This is a genomic window from Bradyrhizobium sp. USDA 4510, from assembly GCF_054059095.1.
This window is the reverse complement of record NZ_JBSSBT010000001.1, coordinates 3,282,413-3,303,854: the sequence shown is the minus strand read 5'-3', so window position 1 is coordinate 3,303,854 and position 21,442 is coordinate 3,282,413. Positions and strand designations below refer to the sequence as shown.

Here is a 21,442-nt window from a genome sequence, read left to right as displayed (position 1 = left end):
ACTGCCGGCACGACCGGGCCGAAAACACCCTCGAATCACGCCCAATCAATTCAAAAATGGCCCGTCCCTCACCCCGCGCAGGGCCAAAATCCCTGCAAGACCCTTGACATAGCTGCCCTTTCGGCAGAACGCGTGTGGTCAAGCCGTTATGGACACTTCATGGATTTGATTAGCACGACCTCCGACCTCGCCGCCGCCTGCGACCGGCTCGCCAAACACAAGGTCATCACTGTCGACACCGAGTTCCTGCGGGAGACGACCTACTATCCGCTGCTCTGCGTCGTGCAGATGGCGAGCGCGGACGAAGCCGTCGTGGTCGACGCGCTGGCACCCGGCATCGACCTCAAGCCGTTCTTCGACCTGATGTCGAACGAGGCCGTGCTCAAGGTATTCCACGCCGCGCGGCAGGACATCGAAATCGTCTGGCACCTGTCCGGCACGATCCCGCATCCGATCTTCGACACCCAGGTCGCCGCCATGGTGCTCGGCTATGGCGACAGCATCGCCTACGACCAGCTCGTCGACCGCGTCACCGGCCACCGCCCCGACAAGACCCACCGCTTCACCGACTGGTCGCGCCGCCCGCTGACCGACGAGCAGCTCCACTACGCCGTCTCCGACGTGACGCATCTGCGCGAAGTGTTCGCAGCCCTCGATGCCGATCTGAAGAAGCGCGACCGTAGTGACTGGGTCAGCGAGGAGATGGAGGTCCTGACCTCGCCGAAGACCTACGACTTCCATCCCGAGCGCGCCTGGGAGCGGCTCAAGACCCGCGTGCGTAAGCCGCGCGAGCTCGCGGTGCTGATCGAGGTCGCGGCCTGGCGCGAGCAGGAGGCGCAGAGCCGCGACGTGCCGCGTTCGCGCGTGCTCAAGGACGATGCGGTCGGCGATATCGCCACCCATGCGCCGACCTCGCTGGAGAAGCTCGGCAATCTGCGCTCGCTGCCGAAGGGCTTTGAGCGCTCGAAATGGGGCGCTGACATCATTGCCGCCGTGCAGCGCGGGCTCGCCCGCGACCAGGCCATGCTGCCCAAGCTGGAGAAGCCGAGAAACAATTCCAACGGCGCGGCGACCGTCGAGCTGTTGAAGGTGCTGCTGCGCATGACCTCGGAGCGCCACGGCGTCGCCAGCAAGGTGATCGCCACCGTCGACGACCTCGAGCAGATCGCGGCCAGCGATCAGGCCGAGGTCGGCGCCCTGCACGGCTGGCGCCGCGAACTGTTCGGCGAGGCCGCGCTCAAGCTCAAGCACGGCCAGCTTGCGCTGGCGATCGACAAGGGCCGCGTGGTGCGGGTGGACCGGGGTTAGCGCGTCCGCCTGGTGCCCGCCAGGTTCCACCGGCAGTCGGCCAGTGGCCGAACGTGTTGCCCCGGAGTTCGACCGGCACAGGCTGAGGTTGCGTCACGCAAAACCACCGCGCTTGCTAAGGCGCAATTTTCGTGTTGCAATCCGTTCACAATCGGATTTGCGGCCGTTCGACTGTGCGTTTCGCGACGTTGATATCCAAGGCTTCGATGTACAGGGCCTCGAGAGGCGAAACTTCGGACTTGAAGACTTTGGATCTGACGACCCGGGAAGTGAACAGACAGCGCAAAGTCCGCTTGTGGCGTGGCACGTGGAAAACGTGGCCGCGTCTTTTTTATGTCTAAACTGGGAGAGAGACGATGCCGAAGGGTACCGTCAAATGGTTCAACCCGACCAAAGGTTACGGGTTCATCAAGCCAGCCGTCGGCGACAAGGACGTGTTCGTCCACATCTCGGCGGTCGAGCGCGCGGGCCTCAGCACATTGAACGAGAACCAGTCCGTCGAGTACGAGCTGGTGGAGAACCGCGGCAAGGCGTCGGCAGAGAACCTCAAGGTTCACTGAACGCCGCTGCCAGCGGAATTCATCCTGATGCCTCCCCCGGCCGCATCAACCCCGGGGGATGTCTCCTGCAACCGCGCGCTAAGGCGCCGGCGCGATCAGGGTATGGTCGGTTGCGCCGCTGCCCAGGGTCTTGCAGAGATCGCCTTCCAGCTCGAGCCGGCCGCTCGCCAGCAGCCGCAGCGCCTCCGGATAGATGCGATGCTCGATGGTGATCACGCGCGCGGCGAGCGTCTCGGCCGTGTCGTCGTCAGCGACCGTGACCGCGCCCTGCATCACGATCGGTCCGGCGTCGGTCTCCGGGATCACGAAATGCACCGTCGCTCCGGACAGCTTGACCCCTGCACGCAACGCCTGGCCGTGCGGATCGAGACCCGGAAAGCAAGGCAGCAGCGAGGGATGGATGTTGAGCATCCGCCCGTACCAGTGCCGCGCGAACTCGGCGGTGAACAGCCGCATGAAGCCGCCGAGGCAGATCAACTCGACCTGCCTGTCGTCGAGCGCCCGCTGCAGCACGGCCTCGAAGCCGGCGCGGTCCTTGCCGAACGGCTTGCTCTCGATGACGATGGTCGCAATGCCGCTCGCGGCCGCCTTCTCGAGCCCGGCGGCATCGGCACGGTTCGAGATCACGGCCACGATCTCGGCCGGGAAATCCTCAGCCTTCGCAGCCTCGATCAGCGCGGCCATGTTGGAGCCGCGGCCGGAGATCAGGATGGCGACGCGGCGCTTCATCGCGAGAGATCGAGATGACCGTTATAGACCACGCGATGCTCGCCTTTGGCCTCGATCACCTCGCCGAGCAGTGTCACCGTCTCGCCGCCGGCGGTAAACGCCTCGGTCACGGCGTCGACCGCATCAGCCTTGACGATCGCGATCATGCCGATGCCGCAGTTGAAGGTGCGCAGCAGCTCGAGCTCGGCGATGCCGCCCTGCTCGGCCAGCCATTTGAACACCGGCAGCACCGGCAGCCGCGCCAGATCGATGCCGACGCCGAGATGCTTCGGCAGCACGCGCGGAATGTTGTCGGTGAAGCCGCCGCCGGTGATGTGGGCGAGGCCTTTCACCGCGCCGGTGTCGCGGATCGCGCGCAGGCAGGATTTCACATAGAGCCGGGTCGGCGTCAGCAGCGCGGCGCCAAGCGTCATGACCGGCGCGAACGGCGCCGGCGCGTCATAGGCAACGCCGGACTGCTCGACGATCTTGCGCACCAGCGAATAGCCGTTGGAGTGCACGCCGGAGGAAGCCAGCCCGATCACGGCATCGCCCGCCGCGATATCCGCGGTCGGCAGCAGCGTGCCGCGCTCGGCCGCGCCGACCGCAAAGCCGCCGAGGTCGTAATCGCCATCCTTGTAGAGGCCGGGCATCTCGGCGGTTTCGCCGCCGATCAGCGCGCAGCCGGATTCGCGGCAACCCTCGGCGATACCAGCGACGATCTGCGCGGTGGCCTCCGGGTGCAGCTTGCCGCAGGCGAAATAGTCGAGGAAGAACAGCGGTTCCGCGCCCTGCACGACGAGGTCGTTGACCGACATCGCGACCAGATCGATGCCGATGCCGCCATGAATGCCGGTCTCGATCGCGATCTTCAGCTTGGTGCCGACGCCATCGGTCGCGGCCACCAGGACCGGATCCTTGAAGCCGGCGGCCTTGAGGTCGAACAGCCCGCCGAAACCACCGATCTCGGCGTCCGCGCCAGGCCGCGCGGTGGCCCGCACCATCGGCTTGATCAGATCGACCAGTCGATTGCCGGCGTCGATATCGACACCCGAATCCGCGTAAGTGAGCCCGTTTTTGCGCTCGGTCATGCCCAATTCCAGATGATCAGGGGCTGGTTACGAGGAATTCCGCCCCCGCGCAATGGCTCGCGGCGCTGCTGCCGCGATACTATGTAGATAACACAAGGCGGCTGCGCAAAAGAGCCGGATATCGAGTAAAATCAGGCTTCTAGCCGGGAAGCGATCCAAGTTGAGCATTCCGAACATCATCACCCTCGGCCGCATCATCCTGGTGCCGGTGATCGTCTGGGCCATCGTGTCCAGCCAGATGGAGATTGCGTTCGCGATCTTCGTGATCGCCGGCGTCTCGGACGCGGTCGACGGTTTCCTCGCCAAGCGCTTCAACATGACGAGCGAGCTCGGCGCCCTGCTCGATCCGCTCGCCGACAAGGCGCTCCTGGTGTCGATCTATGTCGCGCTCGGAATCTGGGGCGCGGTGCCGCGCTGGATCGTGATTCTGGTGGTGTCACGCGACATCATGATCGTCTCCGCCGTGATTGTGTCATGGTTGTTCGACAAGCCGGTCGAGATGAAGCCGCTGATGGTGTCGAAGCTGAACACGGTGGCGCAGGTCGCGTTCGCAGCGCTGGTGCTGGCCTCGCTCGGCTTCGGCTTTCAGCCACACCCTTACGACCTGATCCTGATGGGCCTGGTCACGATCTTTACTTTGGGTTCGGTGTCCCTCTATCTCGTGGAGTGGGTGCGGCACATGAGCACGATCGAAGCTCGGTAGGCGGGATCCGGAAAAGTGGAAGCCGGTTTTCCCGCGACAAACGCGACGCGTTTGCGCATGGCTAAAATGAAGTTGTTTGGAGACTTGCGTGGCCAGTAGCGTTCAACCTCGTCAATTGGCCTTGGCCCTGCCGCACGAGGAGAAGCTGACCCGCGACGATTTCCTTGAGGGCCCTGCCAATGAGGCGGCGCTGGCGCTGATCGACGGCTGGCCGGACTGGCCAAACCGAATCATGCTGCTGGTCGGGCCTGACGGCTCCGGCAAAAGCCACCTCGCCGCGATCTGGGCCGAGAGCGCCGGCGCGCGCTCGACCGCGGCGCATGCGCTGACCGCCGACACGGTGCCGACCGCGCTTGCGACCGGTGCGCTCGTCGTCGAAGACCTGAGGCCGGCGGATTTCGACGAGCGCGCGATGTTTCATCTTTTAAATCTGGCGCGCCAGGACGATGCCTACGTGCTGATCACGGCGCGCATTCCGCCCTCGGCGTTCGAGATCGAATTGCGCGACCTGCGGTCGCGGCTCCGCGCGGTGCCGACCGTGACGCTGCTGCCGCCGGACGACCAGCTGTTCCGCGGCCTGATCGTCAAGTTCTGCGCCGACCGCCAGATGAGCGTGGACGAACCGCTGGTCAGCTATCTGAGCAACCGGATCGAGCGTTCCTACGTTGCCGTCCGGCAGGCGGTCGAGCTCCTGGATACCGAGGCACTCCGGCTCGGCCGTCCCGTCACGCGGGCGCTGGCGGCGGAGCTGTTGCGCGACGCCTGATCCATCCCGCGGCTTGACGGCGCAGGCGAGCGGAACATCAATGTCATCGAAACGTCATCGCAATATCACATGGTCTCTGCGGCTCTCGGCTACACCGCCCCGGCCCCTGCCCTGAATTGGACCAGCACTTTATGGACTCGGCACAAGCTACTGAAATCAAAGAAAAAGAGGCGGAGTTTCCCGCCATTCCCGCAATCGCGACCAGCCCCGAACGCTTCATCAACCGGGAGCTCTCTTGGCTGCACTTCAACCGGCGGGTGCTCGAGGAATCGGTCAATCTCGGCCATCCCGTGCTGGAGCGGGTCCGCTTCCTGTCGATTTCGGCGAATAACCTCGACGAGTTCTTCATGGTCCGTGTCGCCGGCATCAAGGCGCAGGTCCGCGAGGGCATTACCGAGCGCAGCCCGGACGGCCTGCTGCCGGCCGATCAGCTCGTGATGATCAACAAGACCGTCTCGCAGCTCGCCTCCGACCAGCAGGCGATCTGGAGCGACCTGCGGGATATCCTGGCCAAGGTCGGCATCCAGCTGGTCGACGGCCGCGACGTCACCAAGTCCGAGCGCAGCTGGATCGAGGATCACTTCCTCCACAGCATCTTCCCGCTGCTGACGCCGCTGGCGATCGACCCGGCGCATCCCTTCCCGTTCATCCCGAATCTCGGATTCACGGTGGCGCTGCAATTGTCGCGGATCTCCGACGGCAAGGCGATGAACGCGCTGATCCGCATGCCCGGCAAGATCGACCGCTTCATCCGCATCCCCTCCACCAAGGAAGGCGCGCCCGGCGCGGCTGATCACGCTGGAGCAGGCCACCGGTCTCTTCATCGGCCGCCTGTTCCCCGGCTACACCGTCAAGGGCCAAGGCGCATTCCGCATCATCAGAGACTCCGAACTCGAAATCGAGGAAGAGGCCGAAGACCTCGTTCGCCTGTTCGAGACCGCGCTCAAGCGGCGACGCCGCGGGTCGGTGATCCGGCTCGAGATCGAGGCCACGATGCCAGAGGAGCTGCGCATCTTCGTGCAGCACGCCTTGTCGGCCGCAGACGACGAAGTGATCCTGGTCGACGGCGTGCTGGCGATGAACGAGCTGTCGCAGCTCACCCGCCTCAATCGCCCCGACCTCGAATTCCCGCCCTATGTGCCGCGCCACCCCGAGCGGGTGCGCGATCATGGCGGCGATATCTTCGCCGCCATCCGCCAGAAGGACCTCGTGGTCCATCACCCCTACGAATCCTTCGACGTCGTGGTGCAGTTCCTGCAGCAGGCGGCACGCGATCCCGACGTGGTCGCGATCAAGCAGACGCTCTATCGCACCTCGAACAATTCGCCGATCGTGCGCGCGCTGGCGGAAGCCGCCGAGGCCGGCAAGTCGGTGACCGCGCTGATCGAGCTGAAGGCGCGCTTCGACGAGGAAGCCAATATCCGCTGGGCCCGCGACCTCGAACGCGCCGGCGTGCAGGTGGTCTACGGCTTCATCGAATTGAAGACGCATGCCAAGCTGTCGATGGTGGTGCGCCGCGAGGGCGGCAATCTCACGACCTATGTGCACACCGGCACCGGCAACTATCACCCGGTCACCGCGCGCATCTACACCGACCTCTCCTACTTCACTTCGGATCCGATCATCGGCCGCGACGTCGCGCGGGTCTTCAACTACATCACCGGCTATGCCGAGCCGAGCGACATCGAGAAGATGGCGGTGTCGCCGCTGACGCTGCGCAAGCGGATCATCGAGCACATCCACGGCGAGATCGCCCACGTCAAGCACGGCCGGCCCGGCGCGGTCTGGATGAAGATGAATGCGCTGGTCGACCCTGATATCATCGACGCGCTGTACGAGGCCTCGCAGGCCGGCGTCTCGGTCGAGCTCGTGGTGCGCGGCATCTGCTGCCTGCGGCCGGGGCTGCCGGGACTGTCGGAGAACATCCGCGTCAAATCGGTGATCGGCCGGTTCCTGGAACACGGCCGAATCTATTGCTTCGGCATGGGTCAGGGCCTGCCGAGCACAAAAGCTGCTGTGTATATCTCGTCCGCTGACATGATGCCGCGAAACCTCGACCGCCGCGTCGAGGTTCTCTGTCCGCTGCAAAATCCCACGGTGCATCAGCAGGTTCTCGAACAGATCATGGTCGCGAACCTGAAGGACACCGAGCAAAGCTGGCAATTGTTGCCGGATGGGTCGTCAACGCGTATGAAGGCCGCGAAAGGCGAAGAGCCCTTCAATCTGCATGACTACTTTATGACAAATCCGAGTCTGTCCGGCCGTGGTAAGTCTCTCAAGGAATCTTCACCGCGCCGTCTCACGCGTCGCAACGAGCGTCAGCAGCCATCGTCTTAAGGGGGCCTTACGGTGAAGCGGCCGCGGAATCGCGCTTCCAGCGTCGCTGTCATCGATATCGGCTCGAACTCGGTTCGTCTCGTGGTCTACGAGGCGATGGCGCGCAGCCTCATCACAATCTTCAACGAGAAGGCGCTGTGCGGGCTCGGGCGCGAGGTGCAGAGCACCGGCCTGCTCGCAACCGATGCCGTCAACAAGGCGCTCACCGCGCTGCGCCGTTTTCGTGCGCTGTGCAAGATCCAGCAAGTCGGCCGCGTCTACGCGATCGCGACCGCGGCCTGCCGCGACGCCAAGAACGGTCCGGACTTCATCGCCAAGGCCGAGCGCATCTGCGGCGCCAAGATCGAGATCCTCACCGGGCCGCGTGAAGCGAAGCTATCCGCGCTCGGCGTCGTCTCGGGCGTGCACAATCCGAACGGCATCGTCGGCGATCTCGGCGGCGGCTCGCTTGAACTGATCGATGTCAAGGGCAGCCGCGTGCGCAGCGGCGTGACGCTGCCGCTCGGCAGCCTCGCGCTGCAGGACCTCTCCAACAAATCGCTCAAGCGCGCCGAACGCATCGTCAAGAACGAGCTGCTCGGCGTCGCCCAGCTCAAGACCGGCCGCGGCCGCACCTTCTATGCCGTCGGCGGCACCTGGCGTGCGCTGGCGCGCATTCACATCATCCAGAGCGGCTACCCGCTCAAGGTGATGCACGGCTATTCGATCCCGGCGGCCGACGCACTCGACTTCGCGCAGCGGCTGCGACGGCTGGCGGCCACCAACATGCTGGCCAATATCGAGTCGGTCGCCGACGCGCGGCGGCCGCTATTGGCCTATGCCGCGCTCGTGCTCGAATACATCATCCGCGTGGCCCAGCCGAAGACCATCGTGTTCTCGACCTTCGGCGTACGCGAGGGCCTGCTCTACGAGATGCTGCCGCAGGCCGAACGCGCCAAGGACGGACTGCTCTGCGCCGCGCAGAATCTCAACGAATTGCTGTCGCGCTCGGCCCGCCACGCCCAGGAGCTGACGGCGTGGACCGACCGGCTGGTGCGCGTCGTCAGGCTACGCGAGACCGAGGAAGACCGCAGGCTGCGGCACGTCGCCTGCCTGCTCTCCGACATCGGCTGGCGGGTGCATCCCGATCATCGCGGCGAGGAAACCCTCAGCCTGATCATGAACGGCAATTTCGGCTCGATCACGCATCAGGGCCGCGCCTTCGTCGCGCTCTCGGTGTTCTATCGCTACGCCGGGCTCAGCGAGGAAAACGAGCCGCCGCCGCAGATCCGCGCGCTGGTGACGCCGGCGATGGACGAGCGCGCCCGCGTGCTCGGCGCCGCATTCCGCGTCGCGCATCTGATCACGGCGGCGCGCACCGGCGTGCTGCCGGCAACCCATTTCCGCACCCAGGGCCGCAAGCTGATGCTGGTGTTCGAGCACCGGATGGTGGATCTGGTCGCCGACCGCGTCGGCAGCCGCTTCAAGCAATTGGCGCGGCTGGTCGGGCGCGCCGGCTCGATCGTGCGGCGCTAGACCTCACGCCGCCTTGGCGGCGTGCTTGGCCTTGCGGAGTGCGTGGCGGCGCCAGATCGACCCCACGACCAGCACCACGATGATGCCGAGCACCGCGAGCGCGATCTCGCCGCCATTGCCGCCATGGGCGAATTGCGGCGACATCCCGACCGACGTCAGCCAGGAATCGAGCTTGGTACCGAGCGGTCCGGCGAACAGCGCGTCCAGCTTCGGATGCACGGCGGGATCGGTCGCGATGACGTCGCCCGCGATCCAGCCGAGCAGCGCGGCGCCGGCCCAGACCAGGACCGGCAGCTTGGTGAGCAGCGCCATGATCAGCGCCGCGCCGGCAACGATCAGGGGAACGCTGATCGCAAGTCCGAGCACCAGCAGCGGCACGCTGCCGTTGGCGGCGGCGGCCACCGCGATCACATTGTCGAGGCTCATCACGATGTCGGCGACGACGACGATCTGAACCGCGGCCCACAGATGCGCGGCCGCGTGCACGCTGTCCTCGTCCTCCTGCTCCGGCACCAGCAGCTTGGCGGCAATCACGATCAGCGCCAGCCCGCCGACCAGCTTCAAATAGGGAAGCTCCATCAGGCTGGCGACGATGCCGGTAAAGATGACGCGCAGCAGCACTGCCGCGGCGGCGCCGAGAATCATGCCCCACAGGCGCTGGCGCGGCGCGAGCCCGCGGCAGGCGAGCGCGATCACGAGCGCGTTGTCGCCCGACAGCAGGACGTTGATCCAGATGATCTTGCCGACGGCGACCCAGAACGTCGGCGTCGCCATCTCGTTCTTGAATTCGGTGAAGAACGCGCCGATGTACGCCGGATCAAAGATCTGCCACAGCCAGTCCACAGCGAGTCCTATTCGGCCTTGCGGCCGCCCCTGGCGGCGGTCGTCCGCCGCTCCCCGGTTCTACTTCGACGCGGTCTCCTCGGGAGACCGCGCCACTTTCAGCAATACGGTGTCAGCCGACGATCTCGTTGCCGGCGAAGAACTGCGCGATCTCGATCACCGCGGTCTCCGGCGCATCCGAACCGTGCACCGAGTTCTCGCCGATCGACTTCGCATAGAGCTTGCGGATGGTGCCTTCAGCGGCCTTCGACGGGTCGGTCGCGCCCATCACGTCGCGATATTTCAGGATAGCGCCCTCGCCTTCCAGCACCTGGACCACAACCGGGCCCGAAGTCATGAAGTCGACCAGCTCGCCGAAGAACGGACGCGCCTTGTGGACGGCGTAGAAGGTCTCGGCCTGGCCGCGGGTCATGCGGATGCGCTTCTGCGCCACGACCCGCAGGCCCGCCTTCTCGATCACCGCATTGACCGCGCCGGTCAGGTTGCGCTCGGTGGCGTCGGGTTTGATGATCGAAAAGGTGCGTTCAATCGCCATGATTTCGTCCTTGTAAACTTGGCTGGGAGTTGCCGGGGCTTATATCGGCGCGACGGGATAACGGCAAGCGACCCTGTGACGCGTTAGCCTTTAGTTTTGACGCATTTTCACGACGAAAACCGTCGTTAGGGCGCCCTCCGGACAGCGGCCGGCTCGGCCAACTTACCGCGATTTCACCTAGGTGAACCCATTCTGTCAGCGCCGTGCCGCTGCCGTTCAGCTCAAGTCACATAGGCTCTGCAGCGATCGGACGCCTTGCTGGCCCCCCATCCGCAAGCCTCACAGGACGTCTCGGGAAATGTCACCGCGGGCGCGTCGCGCGCGCCCATACCTCGAGGAGACGATCATGTTACGCAAACTCTCGCTTGCCGCCGTCGCCGCGGTTTCGCTCGGTGCCGCCGCGCTCGCCCCGACCTCCGCTTCTGCGTGGGGTGGTTGGCATGGCGGCTGGCACGGTGGATGGCACCACGGCTGGTGGGGCGGTCCGCGCGTCATCGTCGGCGGCCCGGCCTATTACGGCGGTTATGGCTACGGCGGCGGCTGCTACGTGCGCCGCGTGGTGCCGACCCCGTGGGGGCCCCGCTGGCGCCTGGTCAACCGCTGCTACTGATCCATCGAATCTACGACTGCTCCCCTGACTTGCTTCTCGCCCCGGCCCTCGCGCCGGGGCTTTTTTCGGGTCCGCCGGGGGAACCCGGGCATATATGGGACCCACTACCTCAAGGCGAGAGCAAGGCGCGGAAACCAAATTCGGGGTCGCGACTTGTCATGGCGAGGAGCTACTCGAACATGCGAGGTGGAACTCGCCAAGAGACATGCCATGACGATGACAATGAGCAAGATCGACAAGGACGCCGATCAGATTGATCACAAGACCTGCCGTTACATCTGCGATGCCGTAGGCGAACGGCTTCAGCAAAGCATGCGGCCAGAGCCCGCACTTTCGTCTCGCCTGCAGCAACTCCTCGACGAGATGCAACGACGGGAAGGCGATCGCCATTAGATGTTGAGGGCTGACCAGCAGCCCAATTGCGTTTTTGCAACAGCTCCGGGAGAGATTTTACGAACAGACGGGGTTGCGTTTGGCGGCGGGTCCGGTGACAACGCTGCATGCTCTCCATCACTGACATCTCGGTCCGGATCGCCGGACGTCTGTTGATCGATCACAGTTCGGTGCAAATTGTACCCGGAGCCCGCGTCGGATTTGTCGGCCGCAACGGCGTCGGCAAATCGACGCTGTTTCACGCCATCCGGGGCGACATCCCGACCGAGAGCGGCAGCATCGCGCTGCCGCCGCGCTGGCGTATCGGCAGCCTCGCGCAAGAAGCGCCCGACGGGCCCGAAAGCCTGATCAACGTCGTGCTGAAGGCCGATCTCGAGCGCGACGCGCTGCTGCGCGAGGCCGAGACGGCGCACGATCCGCACCGGATTGCCGAAATCCAGACCCGGCTGGTCGACATCGACGCCCATTCCGCGCCCGCCCGTGCCGCGGCGATCCTCTCCGGCCTCGGCTTCTCGACATCAGACCAGGCGCGGCCGTGCGCGGAATTTTCCGGCGGCTGGCGCATGCGCGTGGCGCTGGCGGCGACGCTGTTCTCCGCGCCCGACCTCCTGCTGCTGGACGAGCCGACCAACTATCTCGATCTCGAAGGCACCTTGTGGCTCGAGAACCACCTCGCCAACTATCCGCGCACCGTGATCGTGATCAGCCACGACCGCGACCTGCTGGACACCTCGGTCGATCAGATCCTGCACCTCGATCGCGGCCGGCTGACGCTCTACAAGGGCACCTATTCCTCGTTCGAGGACCAGCGCGCCGCGCGCGAATTGCTCGACGCCAAGCACGCCAAGCGGCAGGCCGATGAGCGCAAGCGCTTGCAGGACTTCGTCGACCGCTTCAAGGCCAAGGCCTCGAAGGCGCGGCAGGCGCAGTCGCGCGTGAAGATGCTGGAGCGGATGAAGCCGATCACCGCGCTGGTGACCCAGGATGTTCATGAGATCTCGTTCCCGGCGCCGGAGAAGCTGCTGTCGCCGCCGATCATCGCGGTCGATGACGTCTCGGTCGGCTACGAGCCCGGCAAGCCGGTGCTCAATCGCGTGACGCTGCGCGTCGATACCGACGACCGCATCGCGCTGTTAGGGGCCAACGGCAACGGCAAGTCGACGCTGGTCAAGCTGCTGGCGGGCAAGCTCGCGCCGTTTGCCGGCCGGATCACGAGGGCCGACAAGCTGTCGGTCGGCTATTTCGCCCAACACCAGGTCGACGAGCTCAATCTCGACGGCTCGCCCTATGATCACATCCGCAAGCTGATGCCGGAGGCGCCGGAGAGCAAGGTGCGCGGCCGCGTCGGTGCGATCGGCTTCTCCGGCAAGGCCGGCGACACGCTGGTGAGGAGCCTGTCGGGTGGCGAGAAGGCGCGGCTGCTGCTGGGGCTTGCCACGTTCTACGGCCCGAACATGATCATCCTGGACGAGCCGACCAACCACCTCGATATCGACAGCCGTGCGGCGCTCGCGGAGGCGATCAACGAATTCCCCGGCGCCATCATCATGGTCTCGCATGATCGCTATCTGATCGAGGCCTGCGCCGACCGCCTGTGGGTCGTGGCCAACCAGACCGTCACGGCCTATGACGGCGATCTCGACGAATATCGACGCATGATCCTGTCGGCCAATGACGGCCGGCCGGCCTCGCGCGAGCGCGTCAAGGAGGCCGCGAAGCCGGAGCGCATCCGCAACGAGAAGCGTGCTTCACCCAGGCAGCGGGTCGCGCAAGCTGAGGCCGAGATCGAGCGCATCAACGCCATCATCGCCAAGATCGATACCGCACTCGCATTGCCCGATATTTTTACCCGCGACCCCAAGCAGGCCGCGCAACTGACCAAGGCGCGCGCCGGCGCCGAGAGCGCGCTACAGCGCGCCGAGGAAGACTGGCTGGAAGCCAGCGCCGAACTCGACGAAGCGGCGAGTTAGACCGGGCGGAGCCACATATCCGATGTCGTCCCTGCGAAAGCAGGGACCCATAACCACAGATGGTCGTTGCTGCACGATCGTCGAACGACGAGTCCCCATAACCACATCCGCCGCGGCGTATGGGTCCCTGCTCCCGTGCGCAATTGCGCACTAGGCAGGGACGACCCGTGGAGGGAGCCGAGGCTCTCATTCTGTCCGGTGTGATGTCCGCGCGTCCGGTGTCATGCCCGCGCATACAGGCATCGATCTGCCGCTGCGGCGAAAACACTCTAGCCGTGCGAGGTCTTTTTCTTCTTCGGCTTCGCCTGCTTCGGCTCGGGCACGGGATCCGGGCCGCGCTCGACGGACGACAGGCGCCCCGAGGTAAAGGTGTAGATGCCGGCGCGCGCGCCGCGCGACCAGGTCACGACCGCAACGCGCCCGCCGCCCGGAGCGCTGGACAGGTTGACGCTGTCGGGCGCGCCGATGCCGCGCACGACGTCGCATTCAGTGTGGCCGAGTGCAACGCTGCCGCCCGTTGGCTGCGGCGGTGGTGCACCGCCGGCCTGTGCGTTGGCATCGGTGGCGCCCGGCGGCGGTGCCATGCCTGGACAGCTGCCGTCGGCACTGACGAGATCGTCGTTCGTCACCGGCTTGTCCGGCGTCAGTGGCGGCGATTCGATCGAGATGTTGCGGATGAACACCCGCCCGGGACGCGAGAACCATTCCGCATCGCGCGAAAACAAGTCGGATCCGGCGCCCGAACAGCCGGCAAGTCCCGGTGCAAGCACCAGCAACGCCAGCAGCGACTTCCGACTGAATGTTCCGTCCCGCACGATCGACAAAGCTCCTACCCTTACCTAAGGGCTTGTCCGAACATCACTTTGCGGCATGACAGTGGCCCGCCCCAAGAAACGTCGAATTATCATTAATTAGTAGCTATCGCTATTGGCGCCGCTGCCAGCGTCCCCGCTCGTCGGTCTGCCAATAGGTGACCTCGAAGCCGCGCGCCTTGCAAGCGGTCCAGCTTTCCCTGGCCGAGGCCACCGCGTCGGGGTCGTCGCCGTTGAACACGAGGACCACCCGCTCGTAGCTGTCGCAGTCGGCCGGCAGCGCCGCATTATCGACCAGGAAGCGGACATTGGCCCGATTCGGATTGCTCTCCTCGATCGACAGGATGATCGGCTGGTCCTGCGCGTCGGCGACGCGCGAGGTCGCGTGCGGCAGGAACGAATCGTCACTGTAGGTCCACAGATGCGCGTCGAGCGTCTCGGCACGGTCCTGTGACGTCGATTGCACGACCACGCGCCAGCCGCGCTCGAGCGACTTCTCGAGCAGCGGCGGCAGCACGCTCTCCAGCGTGATGTTCTGCAGGTGGTAGAACAGAACCTCGGTCATGCGCTGGCCGACACTCTATTTCCTGGCTTCATAATAGTCGGAGACCAGCCGCTCGAGCAGCCGGACGCCATAACCCGAACCCCAGCTCTGATTGATCTCGGTCTTCGGCGCGCCCATCGCGGTGCCGGCGATGTCGAGATGCGCCCACGGCGTGCCGTCGACGAAACGCTGCAGGAATTGCGCTGCTGTGATCGAGCCGCCGTTGCGCCCGCCGGTGTTCTTCATGTCGGCGAATTGCGAATCGATCTGCTTGTCGTATTCGGGACCGAGCGGCATGCGCCACACCTTCTCGCCGGTCTCGAGCCCGACCTTGGCCAGCCGCTCGGCGAGCTCGTCATTGTTGGAGAACATGCCGGCGTGATCGGTGCCGAGCGCGACCATGATCGCGCCGGTCAGCGTGGCCAGATCGACCATGAATTTCGGCTTGAACTTCTTGGCGACGTACCAGAGCACGTCGGCGAGCACGAGGCGTCCCTCGGCGTCGGTGTTGATGATTTCGATGGTCTGGCCGGACATTGAGGTGACGATGTCTCCCGGACGCTGCGCATTGCCGTCGGGCATGTTCTCGACAAGGCCGATGGCACCGACCGCATTGACGCGGGCCTTGCGCGCCGCCAGCGCGTGCATCAGCCCGACCACGCAGGCCGCACCGCCCATGTCACCCTTCATATCCTCCATGCCGCCGGCCGACTTGATGGAGATACCGCCGGTGTCGAAGCAGACGCCCTTGCCGACGAACGCGACCGGCGCCTCGCTCTTCTTGCCGCCGTTCCAGCGCATGATCACGGTGCGGCCGGGTCGCGCCGATCCCTGCGCGACGCCGAGCAGCGCGCCCATGCCGAGCTTGGTCATCGCCTTGACGTCGAGCACCTCGACGCTGACGCCGAGCTTGCGAAGCTGGCTGGCGCGGCGTGCGAATTCCTCGGGATACAGCACGTTCGGCGGCTCGTTGACGAGCTCACGCGCCAAATACACACCGTCGACGACGGACGCTTCAGGCGCGTAGGCCTTCCTGGCGGCGGCAACATCGTCGACGGCGATCGAGACGTCGGCCCGCAGGGCGCCGTCCTCGCCGTCTTTCTTCTTGGTCTTGTAGCGGTCGAACTTGTAGGCGCGCAGACGGATGCCGGTGGCGATCGCGGCGGCCTGGCCGGCGGCCATCGCGGCTTCGGGCAGTTCCGCGACCACGGTCATCGAACCGCTGCCGGCATTGAGCTTGCCGGCCGCCACGCCGCCAAACTTGAGAAAATCCTTCTCCTTGAGGTCGGCCGCCTTGCCGGTGCCGATCACGATCAGCCGCTCGACCTTGATTCCCTCCGGCGCCAGGATGTCGAGGACCGCCCCACTCTTGCCCTTGAACTGGTTGGCGGCCGCGGCCCGCTTGACCGTCTCGGCGGCAACTCCCAGCGCCTTCCGGGTGGCGGCTCCCAGCTTCAATTGGTCGTCGCAAAAGACCACCAGAATACCGCGAGCGGACGCGGAGATCGGAACAAAGCCGACCTTGACGGCGTCGGACATAGGAAAATCCTCCAGAACTCAGGGTGTTGCTCGGACCTGAGGCGGTCCTTCCGGCACGCGGGGTGAGCATTGCGATGGCGGTCCGGAACCAGTCCGGACCGGGCTTGTCATACACTATGACCTGCCGGCTGCGCCGCTGCCAAGCGCCGGAGTGGCCGGAAGGCCACAAAAGCGATTAATTAACCATAAATTAAGCGTGCCTTGGCCCGGCCATTTTGTTGACGGATCAAAGGGATGGTAGTGAGAGAGTGACTAGAGAGTGAGCCGGACGGGTCCGCGGCTCGACCATAGGGGAACCCGGGTTGACGGGGATGGTCGAGAGCCGTGCGTTTGGTTGCGTGCAGGGGGCCTTGGGGGTCGTGCGGTAGCGATGGGGTCGATCGACAAGTACATCTTTAAGACGACGCTGGCGTCGTTTGCGCTTGTCCTGGTCAGCCTCACCGGCGTGATCTGGATTACGCAGGCGCTGCGCGGCATCGACCTGATGACCAGCCAGGGTCAGACCATCCTCACCTTCCTTGGCATCACCGGTCTCGTGATTCCCGCCCTGGTGCTGATCATCGCCCCGATCGCGCTGATGATTGCGATCTCCCATACGCTGAACAAGCTCGCGACCGATTCCGAAATCATCGTCATGAACGCGGCGGGCTTCTCGCCGATCCGGCTGTTCCGGCCGTTCTTCCTTGCCACCTGCGTGGTGGCGGCGCTGGTCGCCTTCATCGGCGCCTATCTCGCCCCCGACGGCATGCGCCGAATCAAGCAGTGGGACGCCGAGATCACCGCCGACGTGCTGACCAACATCCTGCAGCCCGGCCGCTTCGCCCAGCTCGACCAGAACTTGACGATCCGGATCCGCGAGCGCCTGCCCGGCGGCGTGCTCGGCGGCGTCTTCGTCGACGATCGCCGCGATCCGCAGGAGCGCGTCACCATCATCGCCGACCACGGCACCGTGCAGAAGACCGACCGAGGCTCGTACCTCGTGCTCTATGATGGCAATCTGCAACGGTTCGAGGTTGGCAAGCGTGATCCGGCGCTGGTCGCGTTCGCCCGTTACGCCTTTGACATGTCGAAATTCTCGCAGGGCCGCGACGTCACGCTCGGGATTCGCGAGCGCTATCTCTGGGAGCTGATGTGGCCGGACGAGGAAGACAAGACCTATCAGCAGCTGTCGGGCCAGTTCTTCGCGGAGCTGCATGATCGCTTCATGGCGCCGATCTATCCATTTGCGTTCGCTGCCCTCACCTTCGCCTTCCTCGGCGCGCCGCGCACCACGCGCCAGAGCCGCAATTTCTCGATCGGCGGCTCGGTATTCGCGGTGTTCGGCCTGCGCATGGTCGGGTTCGCCTGCTCTGTCATGGCGGTGAAGACGCCGCTCGCGGCGCTGGTGCAGTATCTGATGCTGTTCGGCGGCATCGGCGTCGGCATCTGGATGATCGTCGGAGGCGTGGTCGTCGAACCGCCGCCGCGGCTGATGGAAGCGATCAACAGGAACAACGAGCGCATTGCGCGCCTCTTCCGGAGGCCGGCAACCGCATGAGCATGGTCACAAACACGCTCGGGCGTTATTTCGCCGGCCGCTTCGTGGTCGCGGCGGTGGGCGTGTTCGCGGGCATCTTCGTGCTGCTCGTGCTGGTCGACTACATCGAGATGGTGCGCAAGACGTCGGGCCTCGTCTCGGCCTCCGCGATCACGGTCGCGGAAACTTCGCTATTCCGGGTGCCGCAGCTGCTCGAGAAGCTGATGCCGTTCTGCGTGCTGATCGGCGCCATGACCTGCTACCTCGCCTTGTCGCGTCGGCTGGAGCTCGTCGTGGCCCGCGCCGCCGGCGTCTCGGCCTGGCAATTCATCTCGCCGGCGCTGGCCAGTGCGATCATGCTCGGCATCTTCGCGACCACCGCCTACAATCCAGTATCGGCCAATCTGCGCGAGCTGTCCAAACGGATGGAAGCCGAGCTGTTCGGCTCGGCGCCCGGCGGCGGCATTCAGGACGCGTCCGGCTTCTGGCTGAACCAGATCAACGACGAGGGTCAGGCGATCATCAATGCGGCGCGCAGCGAGCAGCAGGGCGTGCGGCTGACCGGCCTCACCGTGTTTCGATTCGATACGGCGCTCCAGTTCAAGGAGCGAATCGAAGCGCGCGAAGCGGCGCTCGAAGACGGCCGTTGGGTGTTCAAGGGCGTGCGCCGATTCACCCTCGATAAGCCTCCGGTGGATCAGGACACCTTCTACCTGACCACCACCCTTACCCCGGCACAGGTGCGCAACAGTTTCTCCACCCCGGAAACTGTGTCCTTTTGGCAACTGCCGAACTACATCCGTTCGTCGGAGAGCTCAGGGTTCGCGACGGCCGGCTATCGCTTGCAGTATCACAAGCTCATCGCACAGCCGTTTTTGCTGGCTGCGATGGTGATGTTGGCGGCTTCTGTGAGCCTCCGCTTCTTTCGGATGGGCGGCGTGCAGAAGATGGTTTTGAGTGGCGTGGGCGCAGGCTTTCTGCTCTACGTGCTGTCGAAAGTAACTGAAGATTTGAGCAAGGCTGAGTTGATGCATCCCATCGCTGCGGCGTGGTTGCCTGTCGTTGTGGGCAGCCTCACCGGTTTCTTAGCCTTGCTGTACCAGGAGGACGGGTAGTGGCTATCGTCGCCGCCCGCCAGTTGAGGTCGCCTGCTCTCGGGCGGCGCAGTGTCCTGCGCCGTCAACGGAGCCGCATGGCCGCGTTTGGCGTTTCGATCTCAGCTCTCCTCGCCGCGTTCGTCGTGGTCAGCGCGCTCGACGTTGTCGCGTCGACGCCGGCTGCCGCGCAGGCCTTCACCTACAATCCGCGTCCGCCGAAGCCGCCCCGCCCGCCGGCCAAGAATGACGGGCAGATGCTGGTTCAGGCGACCGAGGTCGATTACGACTACAACAACCAGCGCATCTCGGCCGTCGGCAACGTCCAGATGTTCTACAACGGCACCAGCGTCGAGGCCGACAAGGTCATCTACGATCAGAAGACCAAGCGTCTTCATGCCGAAGGCAACATCCGCATGACCGATGCGGAAGGCAAGATCACCTACGCCAACATCCTTGATCTCAGCGACGACTACCGCGACGGGTTCGTCGATTCGCTGCGCGTCGACACCGAAGACCAGACCCGCATGGCGGCGACCCGCGCCGATCGGTCCAGCGGCAATTACACGGTGTTCGACAACGGCGTTTATACCGCCTGCGCGCCCTGTAAGGATGATCCGAAGAAGCCGCCGCTCTGGCAGGTCAAGGGCGCGCGCATCATCCATAACCAGACCGAGAAGATGCTCTATTTCGAGAACGCCCAGCTCGAATTCTTCGGCGTTCCGATGGCGTATCTGCCCTATTTCTCGACGCCCGATCCGACCGTGAAGCGCAAGAGCGGCTTCCTGATGCCGGGCTTCACCACCTATTCGGCGTTCGGCGTCGGCGTCGAAATCCCCTATTACTTCGCGCTCGCGCCGGACTTCGACGCGACGTTCAATCCGCGCATCACGTCGAAGCAGGGCGTGCTGTTCCAAGGCGAATTCCGCCAGCGTCTGTCGAACGGCGCTTACCAGATCCGGCTCTACGGCATCGACCAACTCGATCAGGACGCTTTCAAGGGCCAGCCCGGTGACCGCCAGTTCCGCGGCGGCATCGAGACCAAGGGTCAGTTCGCGCTGAACGACAAGTGGACCTGGGGCTGGGACGGCGTGCTGCTGTCCGACTACTACTTCATGTCCGATTACCGGCTGGCCCAGTACAAGGACCCGTTCGGGTCGTTCCTGTCGCTGCCGACCGAGGCGATCTCGCAGCTCTATCTGACCGGCGTCGGCAACCGCAGCTTCTTCGACGCACGCGCGATCTATTATCTCAGCTACTCGGGCAACCAGAACCAGGTTCCGGTGGTCGCGCCCGTTATCGACTACAACAACGTGATCAACAGCCCGATCTTCGGTGGCGAGTTCAGCTACAAGGTGAACTTCACCAACCTGACCCGCGAAACCGCGGTGTTCGACCCGATCACGGCACAGGCCGCCAACCCACTTAACCCGTTGTGCACGACCACGTCCGCTGATCCGATGGCGCGGACGCCGTCGCAGTGCCTGCTGCGCGGCATGCCGGGCACCTACACGAGGCTGACCGCCGAGGCGCAGTGGCGTAAATCCTATACCGACCCGCTCGGCCAGATCTGGACGCCGTTCGTCGGCGTCCGCGCCGACGCCATCAACGCCGACATCTCGAACCAGCCGGGCGTTTCCAACTTCCTGCCGGTCGGCGACACTCAGACGGTCCGCCTGATGCCGACCGTCGGCTTCGAATACCGCTACCCGTTCATCAACGTGCAGCCGTGGGGCACGACGACCGTCGAGCCGATCGCGCAGGTCATCATCCGGCCCAACGAACCCGACGCCGGCAAGCTTCCGAACGAGGACGCGCAGAGCCTGGTGTTCGATACCTCGAACCTGTTCGCGGTCGACAAGTTCTCCGGCTACGACCGCGTTGAGGGCGGCAGCCGCGCCAATGTCGGCGTGCAGGCCACCACGCAGTTCGATCGCGGCGGCAGCGTCAAGGCGATGTTCGGACAGTCCTACCAGATGTTCGGGTTGAACTCGTTCGCGGTCGCGGACGTCACCAACACCGGCATAGATTCCGGCCTGCAGAACCCGCGTTCGGATTATGTCGCAAGCCTCGCCTACTCGCCGAACCGCACCTACACGTTCAGCGTCCGCTCGCGGATGGACGAGGCGACCTGGAACATCAACCGGTTCGAGGCCCAGGCCAGCGCGAACTTCGACCGCTGGTCGGTCAGCCTGATGTACGGCGACTATGCCGCGCAGCCGGAGCTTGGCTATTTGACGCGCCGCGAAGGCATCCTCGCCAGCGGATCGGTCAAGGTGGCGGCGAACTGGGTGGTTCAGGGCGCGGCGCGCTGGGACCTTGAAGCGAACAAAATCAACCAGTACGCGTTCGGCGCGGGCTATGTGGACGACTGCTTCGTGCTGGCCGCCAACTATGTCACGTCCTATACCTATCAGGCCGGCTCGACGCCGCCCGTCCTCAGCCACGCGTTCATGTTCCAGATCGGGCTGCGGACGATCGCGCAGACCTCCACGTCCAGCAGTTCGGCTGGCATGCAGTAGCGAGCGAGCGGTCTGGCGGGGGGCTTGGATTGCCTGCGGGCCTGTGGCTCCGGCTTGAATTGGTTTAAACGGCTGA

General features: G+C 64.9%; 18 protein-coding genes and 1 pseudogene. 12 read left to right on the top strand and 7 right to left on the bottom strand.

Annotated elements, in window-relative coordinates; all coding sequences use genetic code 11:
• The first annotated feature begins 159 nt into the window (after positions 1-159).
• Positions 160-1,308, top strand: coding sequence for a ribonuclease D (rnd, locus tag ACVMDN_RS14875; protein ID WP_057019895.1), 1,149 nt, complete (start codon positions 160-162; stop codon positions 1,306-1,308).
• 356 nt (positions 1,309-1,664) lie between these two features.
• Positions 1,665-1,868 (top strand): cold-shock protein, encoded by a 204-nt coding sequence (locus tag ACVMDN_RS14870; protein WP_016847412.1) that lies wholly within the window; start codon positions 1,665-1,667, stop codon positions 1,866-1,868.
• Positions 1,869-1,946: 78 nt separating this feature from the next.
• Here the strand turns inward: ACVMDN_RS14870 and purN are convergent, their stop codons facing one another.
• Positions 1,947-2,597, bottom strand: coding sequence for a phosphoribosylglycinamide formyltransferase (purN, locus tag ACVMDN_RS14865; RefSeq protein WP_229190833.1), 651 nt, complete (start codon positions 2,595-2,597; stop codon positions 1,947-1,949).
• Entirely contained in the window at positions 2,594-3,667 is a 1,074-nt protein-coding gene (purM, locus tag ACVMDN_RS14860; protein ID WP_141340454.1) for a phosphoribosylformylglycinamidine cyclo-ligase, read from the bottom strand. Before purM ends, purN begins: the two co-directional genes overlap by 4 nt.
• A gap of 160 nt (positions 3,668-3,827) precedes the next feature.
• Between purM and ACVMDN_RS14855 the strand changes: the two genes are divergently transcribed.
• The 4 genes and pseudogenes from ACVMDN_RS14855 (at position 3,828) to ppx (ending at position 8,988) form a co-directional block, all read left to right on the top strand.
• Positions 3,828-4,370, top strand: a complete 543-nt coding sequence (locus ACVMDN_RS14855; protein ID WP_028332358.1) for a CDP-alcohol phosphatidyltransferase family protein — start codon at positions 3,828-3,830, stop codon at positions 4,368-4,370.
• An 88-nt stretch (positions 4,371-4,458) separates the two neighbouring features.
• Positions 4,459-5,136 carry a P-loop NTPase family protein gene (locus tag ACVMDN_RS14850; protein WP_168856980.1) on the top strand — a complete coding sequence of 226 codons (678 nt, stop codon included), beginning with the start codon at positions 4,459-4,461 and terminating at the stop codon, positions 5,134-5,136.
• A gap of 131 nt (positions 5,137-5,267) precedes the next feature.
• Positions 5,268-7,473, top strand: a pseudogene (locus tag ACVMDN_RS14845) (RNA degradosome polyphosphate kinase).
• Between the two features lie 12 nt (positions 7,474-7,485).
• Entirely contained in the window at positions 7,486-8,988 is a 1,503-nt protein-coding gene (ppx, locus tag ACVMDN_RS14840; RefSeq protein ID WP_310884761.1) for an exopolyphosphatase, read from the top strand.
• A 3-nt stretch (positions 8,989-8,991) separates the two neighbouring features.
• On the opposite strand, the gene ACVMDN_RS14835 is transcribed toward ppx, so the two are convergent.
• Entirely contained in the window at positions 8,992-9,831 is an 840-nt protein-coding gene (locus ACVMDN_RS14835) for a TerC family protein (RefSeq protein ID WP_076831988.1), read from the bottom strand.
• A gap of 112 nt (positions 9,832-9,943) precedes the next feature.
• Positions 9,944-10,366, bottom strand: a complete 423-nt coding sequence (gene ndk / locus ACVMDN_RS14830) for a nucleoside-diphosphate kinase (protein WP_016847423.1) — start codon at positions 10,364-10,366, stop codon at positions 9,944-9,946.
• Positions 10,367-10,712: 346 nt separating this feature from the next.
• Here ndk and ACVMDN_RS14825 point away from each other — a divergent pair, with 346 nt between their 5' ends.
• The 3 genes from ACVMDN_RS14825 (at position 10,713) to ACVMDN_RS14815 (ending at position 13,339) form a co-directional block, all read left to right on the top strand.
• Positions 10,713-10,976: a hypothetical protein gene (locus ACVMDN_RS14825; protein ID WP_018271306.1), complete on the top strand. Its 264-nt coding sequence runs from the start codon at positions 10,713-10,715 to the stop codon at positions 10,974-10,976.
• 222 nt (positions 10,977-11,198) lie between these two features.
• Positions 11,199-11,369: a hypothetical protein gene (locus ACVMDN_RS14820; RefSeq protein ID WP_167350433.1), complete on the top strand. Its 171-nt coding sequence runs from the start codon at positions 11,199-11,201 to the stop codon at positions 11,367-11,369.
• A 107-nt stretch (positions 11,370-11,476) separates the two neighbouring features.
• On the top strand, positions 11,477-13,339 hold the full coding sequence (locus ACVMDN_RS14815) for an ABC-F family ATP-binding cassette domain-containing protein (protein WP_456827502.1): 1,863 nt from the start codon (positions 11,477-11,479) through the stop codon (positions 13,337-13,339).
• A 269-nt stretch (positions 13,340-13,608) separates the two neighbouring features.
• On the opposite strand, the gene ACVMDN_RS14810 is transcribed toward ACVMDN_RS14815, so the two are convergent.
• The 3 genes from ACVMDN_RS14810 to ACVMDN_RS14800 all read right to left on the bottom strand — a co-directional run bounded on the left by ACVMDN_RS14810 (position 13,609) and on the right by ACVMDN_RS14800 (position 16,234).
• Positions 13,609-14,163: a hypothetical protein gene (locus tag ACVMDN_RS14810; protein WP_083715152.1), complete on the bottom strand. Its 555-nt coding sequence runs from the start codon at positions 14,161-14,163 to the stop codon at positions 13,609-13,611.
• Between the two features lie 100 nt (positions 14,164-14,263).
• Positions 14,264-14,716, bottom strand: a complete 453-nt coding sequence (locus ACVMDN_RS14805) for a DNA polymerase III subunit chi (protein WP_456827501.1) — start codon at positions 14,714-14,716, stop codon at positions 14,264-14,266.
• Between the two features lie 15 nt (positions 14,717-14,731).
• Complete coding sequence (locus ACVMDN_RS14800; RefSeq protein WP_310884763.1) at positions 14,732-16,234, bottom strand: leucyl aminopeptidase; 1,503 nt, start codon at positions 16,232-16,234, stop codon at positions 14,732-14,734.
• Between the two features lie 370 nt (positions 16,235-16,604).
• On the opposite strand from ACVMDN_RS14800, the gene lptF reads away from it, so the two are divergent.
• The 3 genes from lptF to ACVMDN_RS14785 all read left to right on the top strand — a co-directional run bounded on the left by lptF (position 16,605) and on the right by ACVMDN_RS14785 (position 21,366).
• Complete coding sequence (lptF, locus tag ACVMDN_RS14795) at positions 16,605-17,771, top strand: LPS export ABC transporter permease LptF (RefSeq protein ID WP_028335174.1); 1,167 nt, start codon at positions 16,605-16,607, stop codon at positions 17,769-17,771.
• Positions 17,768-18,865, top strand: a complete 1,098-nt coding sequence (lptG, locus tag ACVMDN_RS14790; protein ID WP_028335173.1) for an LPS export ABC transporter permease LptG — start codon at positions 17,768-17,770, stop codon at positions 18,863-18,865. Before lptF ends, lptG begins: the two co-directional genes overlap by 4 nt.
• Before the next feature lie 77 nt (positions 18,866-18,942).
• Positions 18,943-21,366 carry an LPS-assembly protein LptD gene (locus ACVMDN_RS14785; protein WP_456827500.1) on the top strand — a complete coding sequence of 808 codons (2,424 nt, stop codon included), beginning with the start codon at positions 18,943-18,945 and terminating at the stop codon, positions 21,364-21,366.
• The last annotated feature ends 76 nt before the right edge of the window (positions 21,367-21,442 follow it).

Excerpts from the sequence above, each read along its gene's own strand:
- ACVMDN_RS14820 (WP_167350433.1), top strand. The coding sequence starts at position 11,199 with ATGAGCAAGATCGACAAGGACGCCGATCAGATTGATCACAAGACCTGC.
- ACVMDN_RS14815 (WP_456827502.1), top strand. The coding sequence starts at position 11,477 with ATGCTCTCCATCACTGACATCTCGGTCCGGATCGCCGGACGTCTGTTG.
- rnd (WP_057019895.1), top strand. The coding sequence starts at position 160 with ATGGATTTGATTAGCACGACCTCCGACCTCGCCGCCGCCTGCGACCGG.
- lptG (WP_028335173.1), top strand. The coding sequence starts at position 17,768 with ATGAGCATGGTCACAAACACGCTCGGGCGTTATTTCGCCGGCCGCTTC.
- purN (WP_229190833.1), bottom strand. The coding sequence starts at position 2,597 with ATGAAGCGCCGCGTCGCCATCCTGATCTCCGGCCGCGGCTCCAACATG.
- ACVMDN_RS14825 (WP_018271306.1), top strand. The coding sequence starts at position 10,713 with ATGTTACGCAAACTCTCGCTTGCCGCCGTCGCCGCGGTTTCGCTCGGT.
- lptF (WP_028335174.1), top strand. The coding sequence starts at position 16,605 with ATGGGGTCGATCGACAAGTACATCTTTAAGACGACGCTGGCGTCGTTT.
- ACVMDN_RS14785 (WP_456827500.1), top strand. The coding sequence starts at position 18,943 with ATGGCCGCGTTTGGCGTTTCGATCTCAGCTCTCCTCGCCGCGTTCGTC.
- ACVMDN_RS14805 (WP_456827501.1), bottom strand. The coding sequence starts at position 14,716 with ATGACCGAGGTTCTGTTCTACCACCTGCAGAACATCACGCTGGAGAGC.
- ACVMDN_RS14800 (WP_310884763.1), bottom strand. The coding sequence starts at position 16,234 with ATGTCCGACGCCGTCAAGGTCGGCTTTGTTCCGATCTCCGCGTCCGCT.
- ACVMDN_RS14870 (WP_016847412.1), top strand. The coding sequence starts at position 1,665 with ATGCCGAAGGGTACCGTCAAATGGTTCAACCCGACCAAAGGTTACGGG.
- purM (WP_141340454.1), bottom strand. The coding sequence starts at position 3,667 with ATGACCGAGCGCAAAAACGGGCTCACTTACGCGGATTCGGGTGTCGAT.
- ndk (WP_016847423.1), bottom strand. The coding sequence starts at position 10,366 with ATGGCGATTGAACGCACCTTTTCGATCATCAAACCCGACGCCACCGAG.